Here is a 17,605-nt window from a genome sequence, read left to right on the forward strand (position 1 = left end):
GAGGGGGACGACACCCTCGGTGTGGGGTGGCGCGGCCGGCGTAGGCCCTTCCTCGGTGTCCCCGACTGAGCCGCGCCGGCAACAAGTAATAGAAATTCCCAAGAGACAAGCAAGGACCGACCATGCGCGAAGCCGTCATCGTTTCCACTGCCCGCACGCCCCTGACCAAGTCGCACCGCGGCGAGTTCAACGTCACGCCCGCCGCCCAGCTGGCGGCCTTCTCGGTCAAGGCCGCGGTCGAGCGCTCGGGCATCGACCCGGCCATGATCGAGGACCTGATCCTGGGCTGCGGCAACCCCGACGGCTTCCAGGGCCGCAACCTGGGCCGCCAGACCGTGCTGCGCGCCGAGCTGCCCCTGTCCATCGCGGGCACGACCATCACGCGCTTTTGCGCCTCGGGCCTGCAGTCCATCGCCATCGCGGCGGGCCGCATCGTGGCCGAGGGCGTGGACGCCATGCTGGCCGGCGGCATCGAGACCATCTCGGGCATCCGCCCCGGCAACAACCTGCCCACCGACATGGACCCCTGGCTGGTCGAGCACAAGCCCGCGCTGTACATGGCCATGATCGACACGGCCGACATCGTGGCGCGCCGCTACGGCATCAGCCGCGAGGACCAGGACGCCTTCTCGCTGCAAAGCCAGCAGCGCACGGCCGCTGCCCAGGCCGCCGACCTGTTCAAGGACGAAATCATTGCCTGCGCCACGCGCATGGCCGAGAAGAACAAGGACACGGGCGAGATCACCTACCGCGACGTGGTCGCCACCAAGGACAACTGCAACCGCGCCTCCACCACGTTGGAAGGCCTGGCCAAGCTGGAACCCGTCAAGGGCCCGGACCAGTTCATCACGGCCGGCAATGCCTCGCAGCTGTCCGATGGATCGTCGGCCTGCGTGCTGATGGAAGCCAGGCAGGCCGAGCGCCTGGGCCTGTCCCCGCTGGGCGCCTTCCGCGGCTTTGCCGTGGCCGGCTGCGAGCCTGACGAAATGGGCATCGGCCCCGTCTTCGCGGTCCCCAAGCTGCTGGCGCGCCACGGCCTCAAGGTCGAGGACATCGACCTGTGGGAACTCAACGAGGCCTTCGCCTCACAGGCCCTGTACTGCCAGCGCAAGCTGGGCATTCCCAACGAGCGCCTGAACGTCAACGGCGGCGCCATCTCCATCGGCCACCCCTTCGGCATGACGGGTGCGCGCCTGGCGGGCCACATCCTGCTGGAAGGCCGGCGCCGCAAGGCCCGGGACGCGTCAGTCAAGTGGGGCGTGGTCACCATGTGCATCGCAGGTGGCATGGGCGCCGCAGGCCTGTTCGAAATTTATTGAGGACACAGCAATGGATTTGCAATTTACGACTGAAGAACTGGCCTTCCGCGACGAGGTTCGCGGCTTCCTCAAGGACAAGCTGCCCGAGGACCTGTCGCACAAGGTCAAGAACGGCCTGCAGCTGAGCAAGCAGGACATGGAGCGCTGGCACGCCATCCTCAACGAGCGCGGCTGGCTGGCCAACCACTGGCCCGAGCAGCACGGCGGCCCGGGCTGGAGCGCGGTGCAGAAATTCATCTTCGAGCATGAATGCGCGCTGGCAGGCACGCCGCGCATCGTGCCCTTCGGGCTGAGCATGCTGGGCCCCGTCCTGATCAAGTACGGCAACGAGGCGCAGAAGGCCCACTGGCTGCCGCGCATCCTCAATGGCGCCGACTGGTGGTGCCAGGGCTATTCGGAGCCGGGTTCGGGCTCGGACCTGGCCTCGGTCAAGACGTCGGCCGTGCGCGATGGAGATCACTACATCGTCAACGGCCAGAAGACCTGGACCACGCTGGGCCAGCACGCCAACATGATCTTCTGCCTGGTGCGCACCAACCGCGAGGCCAAGGCGCAGCAGGGCATCAGCTTCCTGCTGGTGGACATGAACTCGCCCGGCGTGGAAGTGCGCCCCATCATCACGCTGGACGGCGAGCACGAGGTCAACGAAGTCTTCTTCACCGACGTCAAGGTGCCCGTGGAGAACCTGGTCGGCGAGGAGAACAAGGGCTGGACCTACGCCAAGTACCTGCTGACCTACGAGCGCACCAACATCGCGGGCGTGGGCTTCTCGGTGGCCGGCCTGGAAAAGCTCAAGGCCGTCGCCGGCCGCATGCTGCGCAACGGCAAGCCGCTGACGCAGGACCCGCTGTTCGCGGCCCGCCTGGCCAAGGTCGAGATCGACCTGGAGAATATGAAGACCACCAACCTGCGCGTGATCGCCGCCGTGGCCGGCGGCGGCGTGCCGGGCGCCGAAAGCTCCATGCTCAAGATCCGCGGCACCGAGATCCGCCAGGAAATCCTGTCCCTGGTGCGCCGCGCCATGGGACCCTACGCCGCGCCCTTCATCGAAGAGGCCCTGCAGGCCGGCTACGACCAGCCCGCCATCGGCGACGCGGCTGCCGCCACGGCCGCCGCCGCGTACTTCAACTACCGCAAGCTGTCGATCTTCGGCGGCTCCAACGAAATCCAGAAGAACATCATCTCCAAGATGATCCTCGGCCTCTGATCCGGCAAGGAAAACGGAACATGAACTTCGAACACACCGAAGACCGCCGCATGCTGGCGGACAGCCTCAACCGCTTCGTCTCCGAGCAGTACGCCATCGAGGCGCGCAACCACGTCGCCTATGGTGAGGAAGGCCACAGCCCGCTGCTGTACGGGCAGTTCGCGGACATCGGCGCCATCGGCGCGCTGTTCCCGGAAGACGCTGGCGGCTTCGGCGGCCAGGGCTTCGACATCAGCGTGGTCTTCGAATGCCTGGGCCGCGGCCTGGTGGCCGAGCCGCTGCTGGGCGCCCTGGTCGTGGGCCAGGCCCTGATCGCGGCCGGCAGCGATGCGCAAAAGGAACAGCTGGCAGCCATCATCGGCGGCACGTCCATTGCGGCCCTGGCCCATGACGAGCCCGGCAGCCACTACGAGCTCAACAACGTCGCCACCACGGCCGTGCGCAGCGGCGACGGCTGGGTGCTGAACGGCGCCAAGGGCGTGGTCGCCTTCGGCGAGAAGGCCGACATGCTGCTGGTCTCGGCCCGCACCTCGGGCAGCCAGTACGACGAGGCCGGCATCAGCCTGTTCCTGGTCCCCGGCAATGCCGCAGGCATCCAAAAGCGCGGCTACAACCGCATCGAAGGCGGCCGCGCGGCCGAGCTGGTGCTGGACAAGGTGCAGATCGGCGCAGACGCCCTGCTGGGCGAAGAAGGCCGGGGCCTGTCCCTGCTGGAACGTATCAGCGGCTACGCCGTGCTGGCACTGACCGCCGAGGCCGTGGGCGCCATGGACGTGGCCAAGGACCAGACGCTGGAGTACCTGCGCACGCGCAAGCAGTTCGGCGTGCCCATCGGCAGCTTCCAGGCCCTGCAGCACCGCATGGCCGACCTGCTGCTGGAAGTGGAGCAGGCGCGCTCGGCCGTGATCAACGCGGCCGCCGCCATTGCGGACGAAGACCGCGTGGCGCGCGAGAAGGCCCTGTCGGCCGCCAAGTACAGCATCGGCCGCATCGGCACCCTGGTGGCCGAGGAAAGCATCCAGATGCATGGCGGTATCGGCATGACCTGGGAGCTGCCCCTGGCCCACTACGCCAAGCGCCTGGTCATGATCGACCACCAGTTCGGCGACGAGGACCACCATCTGTCGCGTTACATCGCACTCGGCTCGCAACACTGAGCCAAGGAAAGCCGCCATGACCGAAGCGAACCAAGTCCTGCTGACCCGCCGCGAAGGCGCCGTGCTGGTGCTGTCCAACAACAACGTGGCCGCGCGCAATGCGCTGTCGCCCGAGTTCTACGCGGCCGTCTCGGCGGCGCTCAAGAGCGCGGCGACCGACCCCACCGTGGGCGCCGTGGTGCTCACGGGCGAGGGCGGCCACTTCTGCGCGGGCGGCGACCTGCGCCAGCTGGCCAAGCGCCGCGAGCTGCCGGTGCAGGAGCGACGCGCCAAGCTCGAAGGCCTGCATGACCTGATCCGCAGCGTGCGCGACTTTCCCAAGCCCGTGATCGCCGCCGTCGAAGGCGCGGCGGCCGGCGCGGGCCTGTCGCTGGCCCTGGCCTGCGACATGCTGGTGGCGGCGAAGAACGCCGTGTTCTCGGTCGCCTACGTCAAGGTCGGCCTCACGCCCGATGGCGGCGCCACCGCTTTCCTGGCCGAGTTCGTCTCGCGCCAGGTGCTGACCGAGCTGTGCCTGACCGGCGAGCGCATCAGCGGCGAGCGCCTGCATGCCCTGGGCCCCGTCAACCGCCTGTCCGAACCGGGCCAGGCCCAGGCCGACGCCGTGGCGCTGGCCGCCCAGGTGGCCACCGGCCCCGACCAGGCCATGGCCCTGATCAAGGACCTGTGCCGCCAGGCGCCGCGCAACACGCTGGAAGAGCAGCTGGAGCTGGAGGCGCAGTACATGGTGCGCTCGCAGGAGAGCGAGGAATCGCGCGAAGGCATTGGCGCCTTCCTCGAAAAGCGCGCTGCCGACTTCACCAAGCTGCGCGGCTGAAACCGCTCAAGACCTAAAAGACTTTCCAAGGAGACAACGCACATGGCCGACAGCCACAACGATCAGAACCAGGACATCGACTTCCCGCTGGAGGGCGTGCGCGTGCTCGACCTCTCGCGCGTGTTCGCGGGGCCGCTGTGCGGCATGGTGCTGGCCGACTTCGGCGCCGAAGTGGTCAAGGTCGAGCACCCGGGCCGCGGCGACGACACGCGCGACTGGGGCCTGCGCATCGGCAAGACCGAGACCACCTACTACAACAGCATGAACCGCAACAAGCGGTCCATCACGCTGGACCTGCAGACCCCCGAGGGCGTGAAGATCGTCCACGACCTGCTGCCCCAGTTCGACGTGGTCATCCACAACTTCAAGACCGGCGGTGCCGAGAAGCTGGGCCTGGGCTACGAACAGCTCAAGGCCATCAAGCCCGGCATCATCTACTGCGCCGTGGCCGGCTATGACAGCAGCGGCCCCGAGGCCAAGCGCCCCGGCTACGACCTGGTCATCCAGGGCGAGGCCGGCCTCATGGCGCTCAACGGCGAGGCCGGCACGCCGCCGCTCAAGTTCGGCGTGGCCGTGGTCGATCTCATGACCGGCATGTACGCGGCCCAGGCCATCCTGGCCGCGCTGTTCCGCCGCGAGCGCACGGGCAAGGGCCGCCTCATCGAGATGGCGCTGTACGACAGCGGCATCATGATCACCGGCTACTACGGCCTGGATGCCATGCAGCTGGGCCATGACCCCGAGCGCTACGGCAATGCCCACCCCTCCATCGTTCCCTACGGCATGTATGAGGCGGCCGACGGCCCGCTGATCATCGCCGTGGGCAACAACGCCCAGTTCGACAAGTTCTGCCGCCAGGTGGTGATGCGCCCCGACATCGTCGAGGACGAGCGTTTCTCCACCAACGTCAACCGCGCCAAGAACCGCCTGGAGCTGGGCCCCATGCTCAAGGAACTGATCCGCTCCTTCCCGCGCGATCTGCTGCTGGAGCGCCTGACGGCCGCCGGCATCCCCTGCGGCCGCGTGGCCGGCCTGCACGAGGCCCTGACCAGCGAGCGCACGCGCCGTGGCGGCCTGCTGCGTGACATGCCCCACCCCGTGGTCGGCACCACGCCCGTGTTCGCGCCGCCCTACCGCCTGGACGGCCAGCGCCTGCCCATACGCCATGCACCGCCCACGCTGGGCGAGGGCACGCGCGAGGTGCTGCACCGGCTGCTGAGCATGAGCGACGAGCAGCTGCAGCAGCTGCAGTCCAAGGGCGTGCTGACCCTGCCCGAGACCCCCGCGCAACAGGGATAAGAGGACCGACCACGCGACTTATTCCACGGGGGCCATTGATGCCCGGCTCCCGACCCGCCAGGTTTGCATGCCGCACCAAGACGGCACCCATAGACAGCAACACCCAGGAGACAAAGCCATGAGCAACCAAGTCACACGCCGCGACATTCTTCAAGGGCTGGCCGCCATCGGCGGCACCAGCCTGCTGGCCACGGGCGCCACCAGCGCCCTCGCACAGGCCGGCAAGCCGGCCGCGTGGCCCACCAAGCCCATCCGCGTGGTCGTGCCCTTCAACGCGGGCGGCGCCACCGACATCATTGCGCGCACCATCGGCGAGGCCCTGGCCAGGCGCGTGGGCCAGCCCGTGGTCATCGACAACCGCGCGGGCGCGGCCGGCATCCTGGGCACGGACGCCGTGGTCAAGGCGCCCGCCGACGGCCACACCCTGCTGGTCTCGCTCAGCACCTCCATGCTGATCAACCAGTTCCTCTACACCAAGCTGCCCTACAACCCGCAAAAGGACATCGCCCTGGTCACCCAGATCGCGGCGGCGCCCGTCACCCTGGTGGTCCATCCCTCGGTGCCGGCCAACAACATGAAGGAACTGCTGGCCTACGTGAAGGCCAACAAGGGCAAGCTCTCGTACGGCTCCTGGGGCGTGGGCTCGTATGCCCACCTGGCCGGTGCCTACATGAGCAAGACCATGGACGCCGACATGACCCACGCCGCCTACAAGGGCGAGGCGCCCATGATCCAGGAGCTGATCGGCGGCCAGCTGCAGATGTGCTTTTCCAGCGCGCTCAACACCAAGCCCTTCATCGACTCGGGCAAGCTCAAGGCCATCGGCGTCACCGGCAAGGAGCGCATGGAAATCCTGCCCAAGCTGCCCACCATCCATGAACAGGGCGTCACCGACGACGCCTACGCCATCTACGGCTGGGTGGCCATGGGCGCGCCGGCCGGCGTGCCCAAGGAGATCGTGGACCAGCTCTACGGCCACCTGCGCGAAATCGCCAAGGACCCCAAGGTGCTGGAGCGCACCGTGGGCGCAGGCTTCATGCCGCTGATGAACAGCCCGCAGGCCTTCCGCGAGAACTACCAGCGCGACATGCCGATCTGGAAGGCGCTGGTGGAAGAAGCCGGCGCGAAGCTTGATTGATTTTTCCGGCCCGCGGCAGCGGGCCGCCACCGACGACTGCTGAGACAGCTTTGAGAGGAGACTTCATGTACACGCGCAATCCCGCATCCCCGGCACGCCCCACGCGGCGCAGCGTTCTGGCCCTGGCCGCAGCCCCGCTGCTGGCCGGCCTGGCCGGCGGCGCCCTGGCCGAGACCGGCTGGCCCAGCAAGATGCTGCGGCTGGTCGTGCCCTTCCCGGCGGGCGGCCCCACCGACACGGCATCGCGCATCGTGGGCCAGAAGCTGGGCGAGCGTCTCAAGCAGACCGTGGTGGTGGAAAACCGCCCCGGCGCCTCCGGCTCCATCGCGGCCGTGCAGGTCGCCAAGAGCCCGGCCGACGGCTACACGCTGATGATGCTGGCCACGCCTACGCTGCTGGCGCCGCACCTGTACAAGAAGGCCGGCTACGACACCGTCAAGGACTTCACGCCCGTGGCCACGGTCTATGACCTGCCCATCGTCATCGTGGTCAACCCCACGCTGCTGCCCGACGTCACCGACCTCAAGAGCCTGATCGCCCACGCCAAGGCGCAGAAGGTCGCGCTCAACTACACCAGCTCGGGCGCCGGCAGCTTCGGCCACCTGAGCATGGAGCTGCTCAAGCAGATGGCCGGCTTCGACATGCAGCACGTGCCCTACAAGGGCGGCGTGCCCGCCATCACCGACACCATCGGCGGCCAGGTGCCCATCATGTATGCCGACCTCGTGGCCGCGCTGCCCCACATCCAGGCCGGCAAGCTGCGCGCCATCGCCGTGGGATCGCCCCAGCGCGTGGCCATGCTGCCCGACACCAAGACCATTGCCGAGCAGGGCATCAAGGGCTACGACGCCGTCTCCTGGGGCGGCCTGCTGGCGCCCAAGGGTAGCCCCAAGGCCGTGGTCGACCGCATCGCCAGCGAAGTGCAGCAGATCCTGGCCGACAAGGACATCCAGGAAAAGCTGCTCAACGCAGGCGCCATCGCCGCCTACCAGAACCCCGCCCAGCTGGGCCAGCGCATCCAGCAGGACTACACGCGCTGGGGCCAGCTGATCCGCGACAAGGGCATTGCAGTGGAGTGACAACGACATGAAGACACGCATCACCGAACTCTTTGGCATCGAGCATCCCATCATCCAGGGGGGCATGCACCATGTGGGCCTGGCCGAGCTGGCCGCCGCCGTCTCCAACGCGGGCGGCCTGGGGCTGATCACGGGCCTGACCCAGCGCACGCCCGAGCTGCTGGCGCGCGAGATCGCGCGCTGCCGCGAGATGACGGACAAGCCCTTCGGCGTCAACCTGACCTTCCTGCCCTCGGTCAACCCGCCCGACTACCCGGGCTACGTCAAGGCCATCATCGAAGGCGGCGTCAAGGTCGTGGAGACGGCGGGCAACAACCCGCAGAAATGGCTGCCCGCGCTCAAGGAAGCCGGCATCAAGGTCATCCACAAGTGCACCTCGGTGCGCCATGCGCTCAAGGCCGAGGCCATCGGCTGCGACGCCATCAGCGTGGACGGCTTCGAATGCGGCGGCCATCCGGGCGAGGACGACATCCCCAATTTCATCCTGCTGCCGCGCGCGGCCGAAGAACTGAAGATTCCCTTCGTCGCCTCGGGCGGCATGGCCGACGGCCGCTCGCTGGTGGCTGCGCTGGCGCTGGGCGCCGAGGGCATCAACATGGGCACGCGCTTCATCGCCACCCAGGAAGCGCCCGTGCACGACAACGTCAAGCAGGCCATCGTCGCGGCCAGCGAGCTGGACACGCGCCTGGTCATGCGCCCGCTGCGCAACACCGAGCGCGTGCTGACCAACCCGGCCACCGAGCGCCTGCTGCAAAAGGAGCGCGAGCTGGGCGCGGCCATCACCTTCGCCGACATCGCGCCCGAGGTGGCCGGCGTCTATCCGCGCATCATGCATGACGGCGACATGGACGCAGGCGTCTGGTCCTGTGGCATGGTGGCCGGCCTGATCAACGACGTGCCCACGGTCCAGCAGCTGATCTCCGGCATCATGGACCAGGCCCATGCACTGATCAACGAGCGGTTGGCCGGCCTGGCCCGCTGACCGCCCATCTTCACAGGACTTACGCAAACAGGATGCGACAACGTGCTGCGCCCCATGGCAAGCCGCTTGCCTTGTTCCTTCTTGCGTAGGTCGTACTTCAAAAACCAGGAAAGAGCTTTCTCATGAAAATCCTTGTACCCGTCAAACGTGTCGTGGACTACAACGTGAAGGTCCGCGTGAAGTCGGACGGCACGGGCGTGGACATCGCCAACGTCAAGATGAGCATGAACCCCTTTGACGAAATCGCCGTCGAAGAAGCCGTTCGCCTCAAGGAAAAGGGCGTGGCCACCGAAGTCATCGCCGTCTCCTGCGGCGTGGCCCAGTGCCAGGAAACCCTGCGCACGGCCATGGCCATCGGTGCCGACCGCGGCATCCTGGTGGAGACCACCGAGGAGCTGCAGCCCCTGGCCGTCGCCAAGCTGCTCAAGGCCCTGGTGGACAAGGAGCAGCCCGGCTTGATCATCCTGGGCAAGCAGGCCATCGACGACGATGCCAACCAGACCGGCCAGATGCTGGCGGCCCTGGCCGACCTGCCGCAAGCCACCTTCGCCTCCAAGGTCGAAGTCGCTGGCGACAAGGTGAATGTCACGCGTGAAGTGGACGGCGGCCTGGAAACCCTGGCCCTGAGCCTGCCGGCCGTCATCACCACCGACCTGCGCCTGAACGAGCCGCGCTACGTCACGCTGCCCAACATCATGAAGGCCAAGAAAAAGCAGCTGGACACCGTCAAGCCTGAAGAGCTGGGCGTCGATGTCGCCCCGCGCCTGAAGACGCTCAAGGTGGCCGAGCCCGCCAAGCGCGGCGCTGGCGTGAAGGTGCCCGATGTGGCGACCCTGGTCAGCAAGCTCAGGAACGAAGCCAAGGTCATCTAAAGGAATTCGCAGACATGACATCCCTCGTTATTGCAGAACACGACAACGCTTCCATCAAGAGCGCCACGCTCAACACCGTCACTGCGGCCCTGGCCTGCGGCGGCGACGTGCATGTGCTGGTGGCGGGCGAGAATGCCGGCGCCGCTGCGCAGGCTGCGGCCCAGATCGCTGGCGTGTCCAAGGTCATCCACGCCGACGGCGCCAGCCTGAAGGACGGCCTGGCAGAGAACATTGCAGCGCAAGTGCTGGCAATTGCTTCGAACTACAGCCACATCCTGTTCCCCGCCACCGCCAGCGGCAAGAACGCCGCGCCGCGCGTGGCCGCCAAGCTGGACGTGGCCCAGATCAGCGACATCACCAAGGTGGACAGCGCCGACACGTTCGAGCGCCCCATCTACGCGGGCAACGCCATTGCCACGGTGCAAAGCAGCGACAAGATCAAGGTCATCACCGTGCGCGGCACGGGCTTTGACGCAGCGGCCACCACGGGCGGCAGCGCCCAGGTGGAGCAGCTGGCGGCCGCTGGCGACAGCGGCAAGAGCAGCTTCGTGGGCCGTGAAGTGACCAAGAGCGACCGCCCCGAGCTGACGGCCGCCAAGATCATCGTCTCCGGCGGCCGCGCGCTGGGCAGCAGCGAGAAATTCAACGAGGTCATGACCCCGCTGGCCGACAAGCTGGGCGCCGCCATCGGCGCCAGCCGCGCAGCGGTGGACGCAGGCTATGCGCCCAATGACCTGCAGGTCGGCCAGACCGGCAAGATCGTGGCGCCCCAGCTGTACATTGCGGCCGGTATTTCCGGCGCCATCCAGCACTTGGCCGGCATGAAGGACTCCAAGGTGATCGTGGCGATCAACAAGGACCCCGAGGCACCGATCTTCTCGGTGGCCGACTACGGCCTGGAAGCCGACCTGTTCCAGGCCGTGCCCGAGCTGGTGCAGTCGCTGTAAGAATGCAAGGCGCCGCACCGGGAGGCGGTGCCAACGGGCCCGGTGAAGTATCCGGGCCCTGGCCAGAGCGGCACACAAGGCATGTGCCCCGGCCCCACCTGGTTCAGAGATGCAGGAGACAGACATGCAGATTTCCATTGGCCGCCGCAGCCTTGCGCTTGCGGCTGTTGTCTTTGTGGCCACCACGGGCGCCAGCGCGCCGGCATGGGCCCAGGCCAGCGACTTTCCCACGCGCCCGATCACGCTGATCGTGCCCTTCCCCGCAGGCGGCTCCACCGACCGCCACATGCGCACCCTGGCCGACATCGCGGGCAAGCAGCTGGGTCAGGCCATCATCGTGGAGAACAAGCCCGGCGCGGGCGGCACGCTGGGCCCGGGCAACATGTCCCGCACGGCCAAGCCCGATGGCTACACCATCACCCAGTTCCCCATGTCCATGCTGCGCATGGCGCACATGCAGAAGACGGCCTGGAACCCGGTCACGGACTTCACCTACATCATCGGCGTCTCGGGCTACACCTTCGGCTTCACGGTGCGCTCGGACTCGCCCTACAAGAGCTTCAACGAATACATCGCCGCCGCGCGCAAGAGCCCCGGCAAGATCGAGTACGGCTCCACCGGCATAGGCTCCTCGCCCCACCTGCTGATGGAGGAGCTGGCCGAGAACGCCAAGGTCACGCTCAACCACGTGCCCTTCAAGGGCAATGCCGACCTGCAGCAGGCCCTGCTGGGCGGGCACGTGGCCGCGCAAAGCGATGCCTCGGGCTGGGACACCTATGTGGATGGCGGCCAGATGCGCCTGCTCATGACCTTCGGCGAAAAGCGCACCCAGCGCTGGCCCGACGTGCCCACGGCCAAGGAGCTGGGCTATGGCGTGGTCTCCACCTCGCCCTACGGACTGGCCGGCCCCAAGGGCATGGACCCGGCCGTGGTGCGCAAGCTGCACGACGCCTTCAAGAAAGCCATGGATGACCCGCGCCACATCGAGGTGCTCAAGCAGCTGAACCAGGACGCCTGGTACCGCTCCGGCGCCGACTATGCGCAGTGGGTGCGCGAGGCCTATGCCAAGGACAAGGTCCTGATCGACCGCCTGGGCCTGGCCGCCAAGTAGGCCTGTCCTCCAATGCGCCCGCAGGGCCAGGAGGCTGGCGGGCGCAGTCCGCTTGAGATTCGTGAATTCCTGGAACGGAGCCCCTCATGACTGTTACCCTGCCTTCGCCCGATGCGCCCTTCACCGCGCTGGCCGAGCTGATCCGCAGCCACGCGCGCCAGCAGCCTGCCCATGCCGCGCTGCGCGACGACCAGCAGACGCTGAGCTACGCGCAGCTTGACGCCCTCATGGACCGCGTGGCCGCCGCGCTGCAGCGCGACGGCGTGCAGCCTGGCCAGGCGATTGCCATCTGCGCGTTGAACTCGGTGCGCTATGCCGCCCTGTTCCTGGGCGCCTTGCGCGCGGGCGTGGTGGTTGCGCCGCTGGCGCCGTCCTCCACGGCCGACAGCCTGGCCTCCATGCTGCGCGATGCCCAGGCGCGCCACCTGTTCCTCGACAAGGCGGCCCAGGACCTGGTGCCTGCCGACGGCGCCCTGCAATGCATCTCGCTGGACGGCGCCGCGCCCGGCCGGGCCTTTGACGACTGGCTGGCGCCCGAAGGCGCGCAGCCCGCGCCCGTGAGCGTGGAGCCGGCCGCGCCGTTCAACATCATCTATTCCTCGGGCACCACGGGCACCCCCAAGGGCATCGTGCAGTCGCACGGCATGCGCTGGGCCCACATCAACCGGGGCAGCGTCTACGGCTATGGCCCCGAGGGCACGACGCTGCTGGCCACGCCGCTGTACTCCAACACCACGCTGGTGGTGTTCTTCCCCACGCTGGGCAGCGGCGGCTGCGTGGTACTGATGCCCAAGTTCGACGCGGCCCGCTACCTGCAGCTGGCCCAGCAGCACCGCGTCACCCACACCATGCTGGTGCCCGTGCAGTACCAGCGCATCATGGCGCTGCCGCAGTTCGGCGAGCATGACCTGTCCAGCTTCCGCGCCAAGTTCTGCACCAGCGCGCCGTTCCGGGCCGAGCTCAAGGCCGACGTGGTGGCGCGCTGGCCCGGCAGCCTGACCGAGTTCTACGGCATGACCGAAGGCGGCGGCACCTGCATCCTCGAAGCCCATCTGCACCCGGACAAGCTGCACACCGTGGGCAGGCCCGCCGAGGGCCATGACATCCGCCTCATCGACGAGGACGGCCGCGAGGTCGCCCCGGGCGAGGATGGCGAGGTCGTGGGCCACTCTGCCAGCATGATGACCGGCTACCACGGCCAGCCCGCCAAGACGCGCGAAGCCGAATGGTTCGACCCCACGGGCAAGCGCTTCATCCGCACGGGCGACGTGGGCCGCTTCGATGCCGATGGATTCCTCACCCTGTTCGATCGCCGCAAGGACATGATCATCAGCGGCGGCTTCAACATCTACCCCAGCGACCTGGAGACCCAACTGCGCGCCCACCCGGCCGTGGACGACGTGGCCGTGGTCGGCGTGCCGTCCGAGCAGTGGGGCGAGACGCCCGTGGCGTACGTGGTGTCGCGCGCGGGGCAGCCGGCCCTGCCCGAGGACATCATGGGCTGGTACAACCAGCGGGCCGGCAAGACCCAGCGCCTGGCGGACCTGCGCTTCATTGCCGAGCTGCCGCGCAGCGCCATCGGCAAGGTGCTCAAGCGCGAGCTGCGCGACCAGTACGCGACGGGGCGCTGAACCGGCGGATGCTTTCTCCAAACGATGTCCACCACGATGTCCACCAAGAGGTACACCCCATGAGCAACGACACCACGATGTCCGAGGTCCGCCGCCAGGTGACGGCCGAGGAATGGCAGACCCGCATCGAGCTGGCCGCCGCCTACCGGCTGGTCGCCCACTTCGGCTGGGACGACCTGATCTTCACCCACATCTCGGCGCGCGTGCCGGGCCAGCCCGACCAGTTCCTGATCAACCCCTACGGCATGCTGTTCGACGAGATCACGGCCTCCAGCCTGGTCAAGGTCGATCATGAAGGCCGGCCGCTGATGGAGACCGAGTACGACGTCAACCCGGCCGGCTTCGTCATCCACAGCGCCATCCACGACGGCCGTCCCGAGGTGCAGTGCGTGCTGCATACGCACACGCGCTATGGCGTGGCCGTCTCGGCGCAGAAGGAAGGGCTGCTGCCCATCTCGCAGCAGTCCATCTTCCCGCTGGCGCGCCTGGCCTACCACGACTACGAAGGCGTGGCCCTGCGTGACGACGAGAAGCCGCGCCTGGTCGATGACCTGGGCGCCAGCAACTTCCTCATCCTGCGCAACCATGGCCTGCTGACCTGCGGCCGCAACGTGGCCGAGGCCGTGCTGGCCATGTACACGCTGGAGTCGGCCTGCCGCATCCAGATCCTGGCGCAGTCGGGCGGCGGCGAGCTCACGCGCATCCCGCAGGACATCATTGCCGACGCGGTCAACCAGTCGCGCCAGGTCACCAAGGGCAAGGGCGCAGGCCTGGCCTGGCCCGGCCTGCTGCGCCGCCTGGACCGCATAGACCCTTCTTACAAGGACTGAAGGAAACCATGGGAATTCTGGTCAACATCCATCCGAGCATGGGCGCGCCCATCGTCGACTCGCTGCGCGCGCTGGCGCCCGGCGTGCAGGTCTGGGGCCACCGCGAGGAGGCGCCGGCCGACGCGGTCGAGGCCATGCTTGCCTGGAGCCTCAAGCCGGGCGTGCTGCCGGCCTATCCGGGCCTGAAGCTGCTGTGCGCGCCCAGCGCGGGCGTGGACAAGCTGCTGGCCGTGCCCGACCTGCCGGCCGGCCTGCCCGTGGCGCGCACCGTCGATCCGCAGCAGCATGTGGAGATCGCCCAGTACGTGGTCGGCACCGCGCTGCGCCACACGCGCGAGCTGGACCTGTTCGCGTGCCAGCAGCAGGCCGGCGACTGGCTGCGCCGCCCCGTACGCGCCAGCGCAGACTGCCGCGTGGGCATCCTGGGCCTGGGCGAGGTCGGCCGCTTCGTGGCCGGCGCCCTGCAGGCCATCGGCTACCCCGTCGCAGGCTGGAGCCGCAGTGCCAAGAGCATTGCAGGCCTGGCCACGCACAGCGGTGCCGAAGGTCTGAAGCAGCTGCTGTCCACCAGCGACATCTTGGTCTGCGCCCTGCCGCTCACGCCCGAGACGCGCGACCTGCTGGACCGCCGCACCCTGTCCCTGCTGCCGCGCGGTGCCTACTTCATCAACGTGGGGCGCGGCGAGCAGGTGGTGGAAGACGACCTGCTGGCCCTGCTCGACGAAGGCCACCTGGCCGGCGCCGCGCTGGACGTGCTGCGCGACGAACCGCCCCAGCCCGGCAACAAGGTCTGGGGCCATCCCAAGGCCTTTGTCACGCCGCACATCGCGGCCCAGGCCTCGGCCGACACCGTGGCCCGCCAGTGCCTGGAGAACCTGCGCCGCCTGCGCGCGGGCGAGCCGCTGCTCAACCTTGTGGATGTGGCGCGGGGGTATTGAGCCTTGTTTTCCATCCGACGCTGCGCTGTTGCGTGGCGTTTTTTCATCGCCGGGCCGCCCCAAGATGAAAAGCGGCCCCCTTGGGGGGCAGCGGACCTTGCGCAGCAAGGGTAGCGTGGGGGCCATTTTTCAACTTAGAAGAATCCAGAGACACCATGCCTTCGACTTCCCGCCGCGGCTTTTTGCAATCGACCGCTGCCGCCGCTGCAGCAGCCACCACCGTGCTGGCCCCCTCGGCCTGGGCCCAGAGCCCCTGGCCTTCCAAGCCCATCCGCATCATCGTTCCGTACACGGCAGGCGGCTTCACCGACCAGATGGCGCGCCTGCTGCAGGTCGGCCTGCAAAAGGCCCTGGGCCAGCCTGTCATCGTGGAGAACAAGCCCGGCGCCAACAGCATCATCGGCGTGGACCAGATCGCCAAGGCCGCGCCGGACGGGCACACCTTCGGCGTGGTCATCGCGGCCTATGCGGCCAACACCACGCTCTATCCCAAGCTGCCCTACAACCCGAAGAAGGACCTGGTCGGCGTCTCGCTCATGGGCGTCTCGCCCCTGGTCGGGGCCGTGGCCATGAACGCGCCCTTCAAGACCACGCCCGAGCTGATCGCCTATGCCAAGGCCAATCCGGGCAAGGTGGGCTTCGGCTCCTCGGGCAGCGGCTCCAGCGCCCACCTGACCACCGAGCTGATGAAGCTGCTCACCAGGACGGACATGGTCCACGTGCCCTACAAGGGCGCCGCGCCTGCGCTGGCCGACCTCATGGGCGGCCAGATCCCTCTGTTCCTGGACCCGCCGCCCAACCTCATCCAGCCCGCCAAGGCCGGCCGCATCCGCCTCATCGGCGTGGCCAGCGACAAGCGCCTGGCCGCGCTGCCCGACGTGCCCACCTTCGTGGAGCAGGGCTACGACGGCCTGCTGGGCAGCACCTGGGCGGCCATGATCGCGCCGGCCGGCGTGCCGCGCGAGATCGTGCAGCGCATGTCCGCCGAGGTGTCGCGCATCATCCGCAGTGCCGAGGTGTCGCAGCGGCTGGAGCAGGTGATGGGGACGTTTGCGGAGGGGTCCACGCCTGAGGAGTGCGATCGGTTCATTGCTGCCGAGACGGAGAAGTGGGGGAGGGTGATTCGGGAGGCGAAGGTGACGGTGGACTGAGTCTTTCTTGTTCTCGGGTCTGTTTTTTGACCCGGCAGGGGCAAAAACAATCAGGCAGCCCCCACCCTCCACCGCCTCCTCGGCGCCCTCAACGCATGCCTTTCCCGATAGGCAGCAGGCGCCATCCCCACATACCGCAAGAACACCCGCCGAAACGCAGAGGCATCCCCATACCCGCAGGCCAGTGCCACGGACGGCACGCTCTCCAGCGTGATCTCCAGCAGCACCCGGGCCCGCGCGCATCGCAGGCGGTGCAGGTGGTCCAGCGGGCTGTGGCCCAGTTCCTGCTGGAAGTGGCGCAGCAGGGTGCGCGGGCTGGTGGATGCCGCGTGCGCGAGGGCCTGCAGGTCATAGGGCTGCTCCACGCGCGCTTCCAGCCAGGCGATGGCATGGGCCAGCACACTGTTGCGCGTGGCGGGAATGCGGCGGTCCTGCAGGGCGGCGCGGGTGGCGCGTTCGCGCTGGGCATCGGGCTGCAGCACGGCGGCCAGCGCTGCGGCCAGGTCGTCGCCGAAGGCATGGCGTGTGAGTGCAACGGCCATGGGCGCCAAGGCCTCGGGATGGGAGGCGCTGAGCCAGGGCCTGTCGTCCACGAAGGGCTGGCCCTCGGCCAGTTCGATGCCCGGGAAGTCCAGGCCGAAGCCGCCCATGAAATACCAGGGCAGGGCCACAAGCCGGCCCTGGCAGCGGCCGCCCGCTGCCGCAAACCAGGCGGCGCTGCCCAGCGTGCAGACGGCCAGGCCCTGGTCGAAGGCCGTGGTGATGCGGCGCACGAGGGCCGGATGCGCGGCGACGATGTCGCGGATGGAGGGAATGTCAGGGCAGTGCAGCGCGCTCACGAAGACGGCCTGCGCGGGCCCTTCGGCTGCCGCGCCTTCGTCCGCGTGCGGCATGGTGGGCAGGGGCCGGCCCTGGCCGTCGACCCAGCGCCAGCCAAAGCGCGGTGCGCGCCGGCCCAGGCGCAGGCTGGCGACCAGGTTGGCGCTGCGCAGCATCTCCACCAGGTGCGCGGCGTGGCCGATGGCGCTGTGCTCCAGGCAGGGCAGCTCGATGACAAAGGTCCGGGGCATGGCGGTTCTGGCTCCTCGAATGGCGATTTTGACGTGTCCGTCATACGTGCTTCACTT

At 68.2% G+C, this 17,605-nt stretch carries 16 protein-coding genes; 15 read left to right on the forward strand and 1 reads right to left on the reverse strand.

Annotation, left to right across the window (positions count from 1 at the left end; translation table 11 throughout):
- Nucleotides 1-122: 122 nt before the first annotated feature.
- The 15 genes from ACN20X_RS06925 to ACN20X_RS06995 all read left to right on the forward strand — a co-directional run bounded on the left by ACN20X_RS06925 (nt 123) and on the right by ACN20X_RS06995 (nt 16,478).
- Complete coding sequence (locus tag ACN20X_RS06925; RefSeq protein ID WP_012203324.1) at nt 123-1,319, forward strand: acetyl-CoA C-acyltransferase; 1,197 nt, start codon at nt 123-125, stop codon at nt 1,317-1,319.
- Between the two features lie 10 nt (nt 1,320-1,329).
- Complete coding sequence (locus tag ACN20X_RS06930) at nt 1,330-2,526, forward strand: acyl-CoA dehydrogenase family protein (RefSeq protein WP_071954387.1); 1,197 nt, start codon at nt 1,330-1,332, stop codon at nt 2,524-2,526.
- 20 nt (nt 2,527-2,546) lie between these two features.
- Nucleotides 2,547-3,683, forward strand: a complete 1,137-nt coding sequence (locus ACN20X_RS06935; RefSeq protein WP_473210394.1) for an acyl-CoA dehydrogenase family protein — start codon at nt 2,547-2,549, stop codon at nt 3,681-3,683.
- 16 nt (nt 3,684-3,699) lie between these two features.
- Entirely contained in the window at nt 3,700-4,500 is an 801-nt protein-coding gene (locus ACN20X_RS06940) for an oxepin-CoA hydrolase, alternative type (protein WP_013804147.1), read from the forward strand.
- 42 nt (nt 4,501-4,542) lie between these two features.
- Nucleotides 4,543-5,799 carry a CaiB/BaiF CoA transferase family protein gene (locus ACN20X_RS06945; RefSeq protein WP_043789948.1) on the forward strand — a complete coding sequence of 419 codons (1,257 nt, stop codon included), beginning with the start codon at nt 4,543-4,545 and terminating at the stop codon, nt 5,797-5,799.
- A gap of 118 nt (nt 5,800-5,917) precedes the next feature.
- Entirely contained in the window at nt 5,918-6,937 is a 1,020-nt protein-coding gene (locus tag ACN20X_RS06950; protein WP_016450303.1) for a Bug family tripartite tricarboxylate transporter substrate binding protein, read from the forward strand.
- A gap of 65 nt (nt 6,938-7,002) precedes the next feature.
- Entirely contained in the window at nt 7,003-8,016 is a 1,014-nt protein-coding gene (locus tag ACN20X_RS06955; RefSeq protein ID WP_016450304.1) for a Bug family tripartite tricarboxylate transporter substrate binding protein, read from the forward strand.
- Between the two features lie 7 nt (nt 8,017-8,023).
- Nucleotides 8,024-8,998, forward strand: a complete 975-nt coding sequence (locus tag ACN20X_RS06960) for an NAD(P)H-dependent flavin oxidoreductase (protein WP_012203331.1) — start codon at nt 8,024-8,026, stop codon at nt 8,996-8,998.
- 122 nt (nt 8,999-9,120) lie between these two features.
- The gene (locus ACN20X_RS06965; RefSeq protein WP_198129290.1) at nt 9,121-9,870 is read left to right on the forward strand and encodes an electron transfer flavoprotein subunit beta/FixA family protein; all 750 of its coding nucleotides are present in this window, start codon (nt 9,121-9,123) and stop codon (nt 9,868-9,870) included.
- Between the two features lie 14 nt (nt 9,871-9,884).
- A complete protein-coding gene (locus ACN20X_RS06970) occupies nt 9,885-10,817 on the forward strand; it encodes an electron transfer flavoprotein subunit alpha/FixB family protein (RefSeq protein ID WP_046239652.1) in 933 nt (310 codons plus the stop codon).
- Between the two features lie 124 nt (nt 10,818-10,941).
- Nucleotides 10,942-11,928 carry a tripartite tricarboxylate transporter substrate binding protein gene (locus tag ACN20X_RS06975; protein ID WP_016450812.1) on the forward strand — a complete coding sequence of 329 codons (987 nt, stop codon included), beginning with the start codon at nt 10,942-10,944 and terminating at the stop codon, nt 11,926-11,928.
- 86 nt (nt 11,929-12,014) lie between these two features.
- Nucleotides 12,015-13,559, forward strand: coding sequence for a class I adenylate-forming enzyme family protein (locus ACN20X_RS06980; RefSeq protein WP_016454777.1), 1,545 nt, complete (start codon nt 12,015-12,017; stop codon nt 13,557-13,559).
- A gap of 59 nt (nt 13,560-13,618) precedes the next feature.
- On the forward strand, nt 13,619-14,389 hold the full coding sequence (locus tag ACN20X_RS06985; RefSeq protein ID WP_012203336.1) for a class II aldolase/adducin family protein: 771 nt from the start codon (nt 13,619-13,621) through the stop codon (nt 14,387-14,389).
- Between the two features lie 8 nt (nt 14,390-14,397).
- The gene (locus tag ACN20X_RS06990; protein WP_473210395.1) at nt 14,398-15,327 is read left to right on the forward strand and encodes a 2-hydroxyacid dehydrogenase; all 930 of its coding nucleotides are present in this window, start codon (nt 14,398-14,400) and stop codon (nt 15,325-15,327) included.
- 155 nt (nt 15,328-15,482) lie between these two features.
- Nucleotides 15,483-16,478 (forward strand): tripartite tricarboxylate transporter substrate binding protein, encoded by a 996-nt coding sequence (locus ACN20X_RS06995; RefSeq protein WP_016454775.1) that lies wholly within the window; start codon nt 15,483-15,485, stop codon nt 16,476-16,478.
- Between the two features lie 50 nt (nt 16,479-16,528).
- Here the strand turns inward: ACN20X_RS06995 and ACN20X_RS07000 are convergent, their stop codons facing one another.
- Nucleotides 16,529-17,548 (reverse strand): GlxA family transcriptional regulator, encoded by a 1,020-nt coding sequence (locus ACN20X_RS07000; RefSeq protein WP_016454774.1) that lies wholly within the window; start codon nt 17,546-17,548, stop codon nt 16,529-16,531.
- Nucleotides 17,549-17,605 lie beyond the last annotated feature (57 nt).

The organism is Delftia sp. PX-1, from assembly GCF_055797465.1.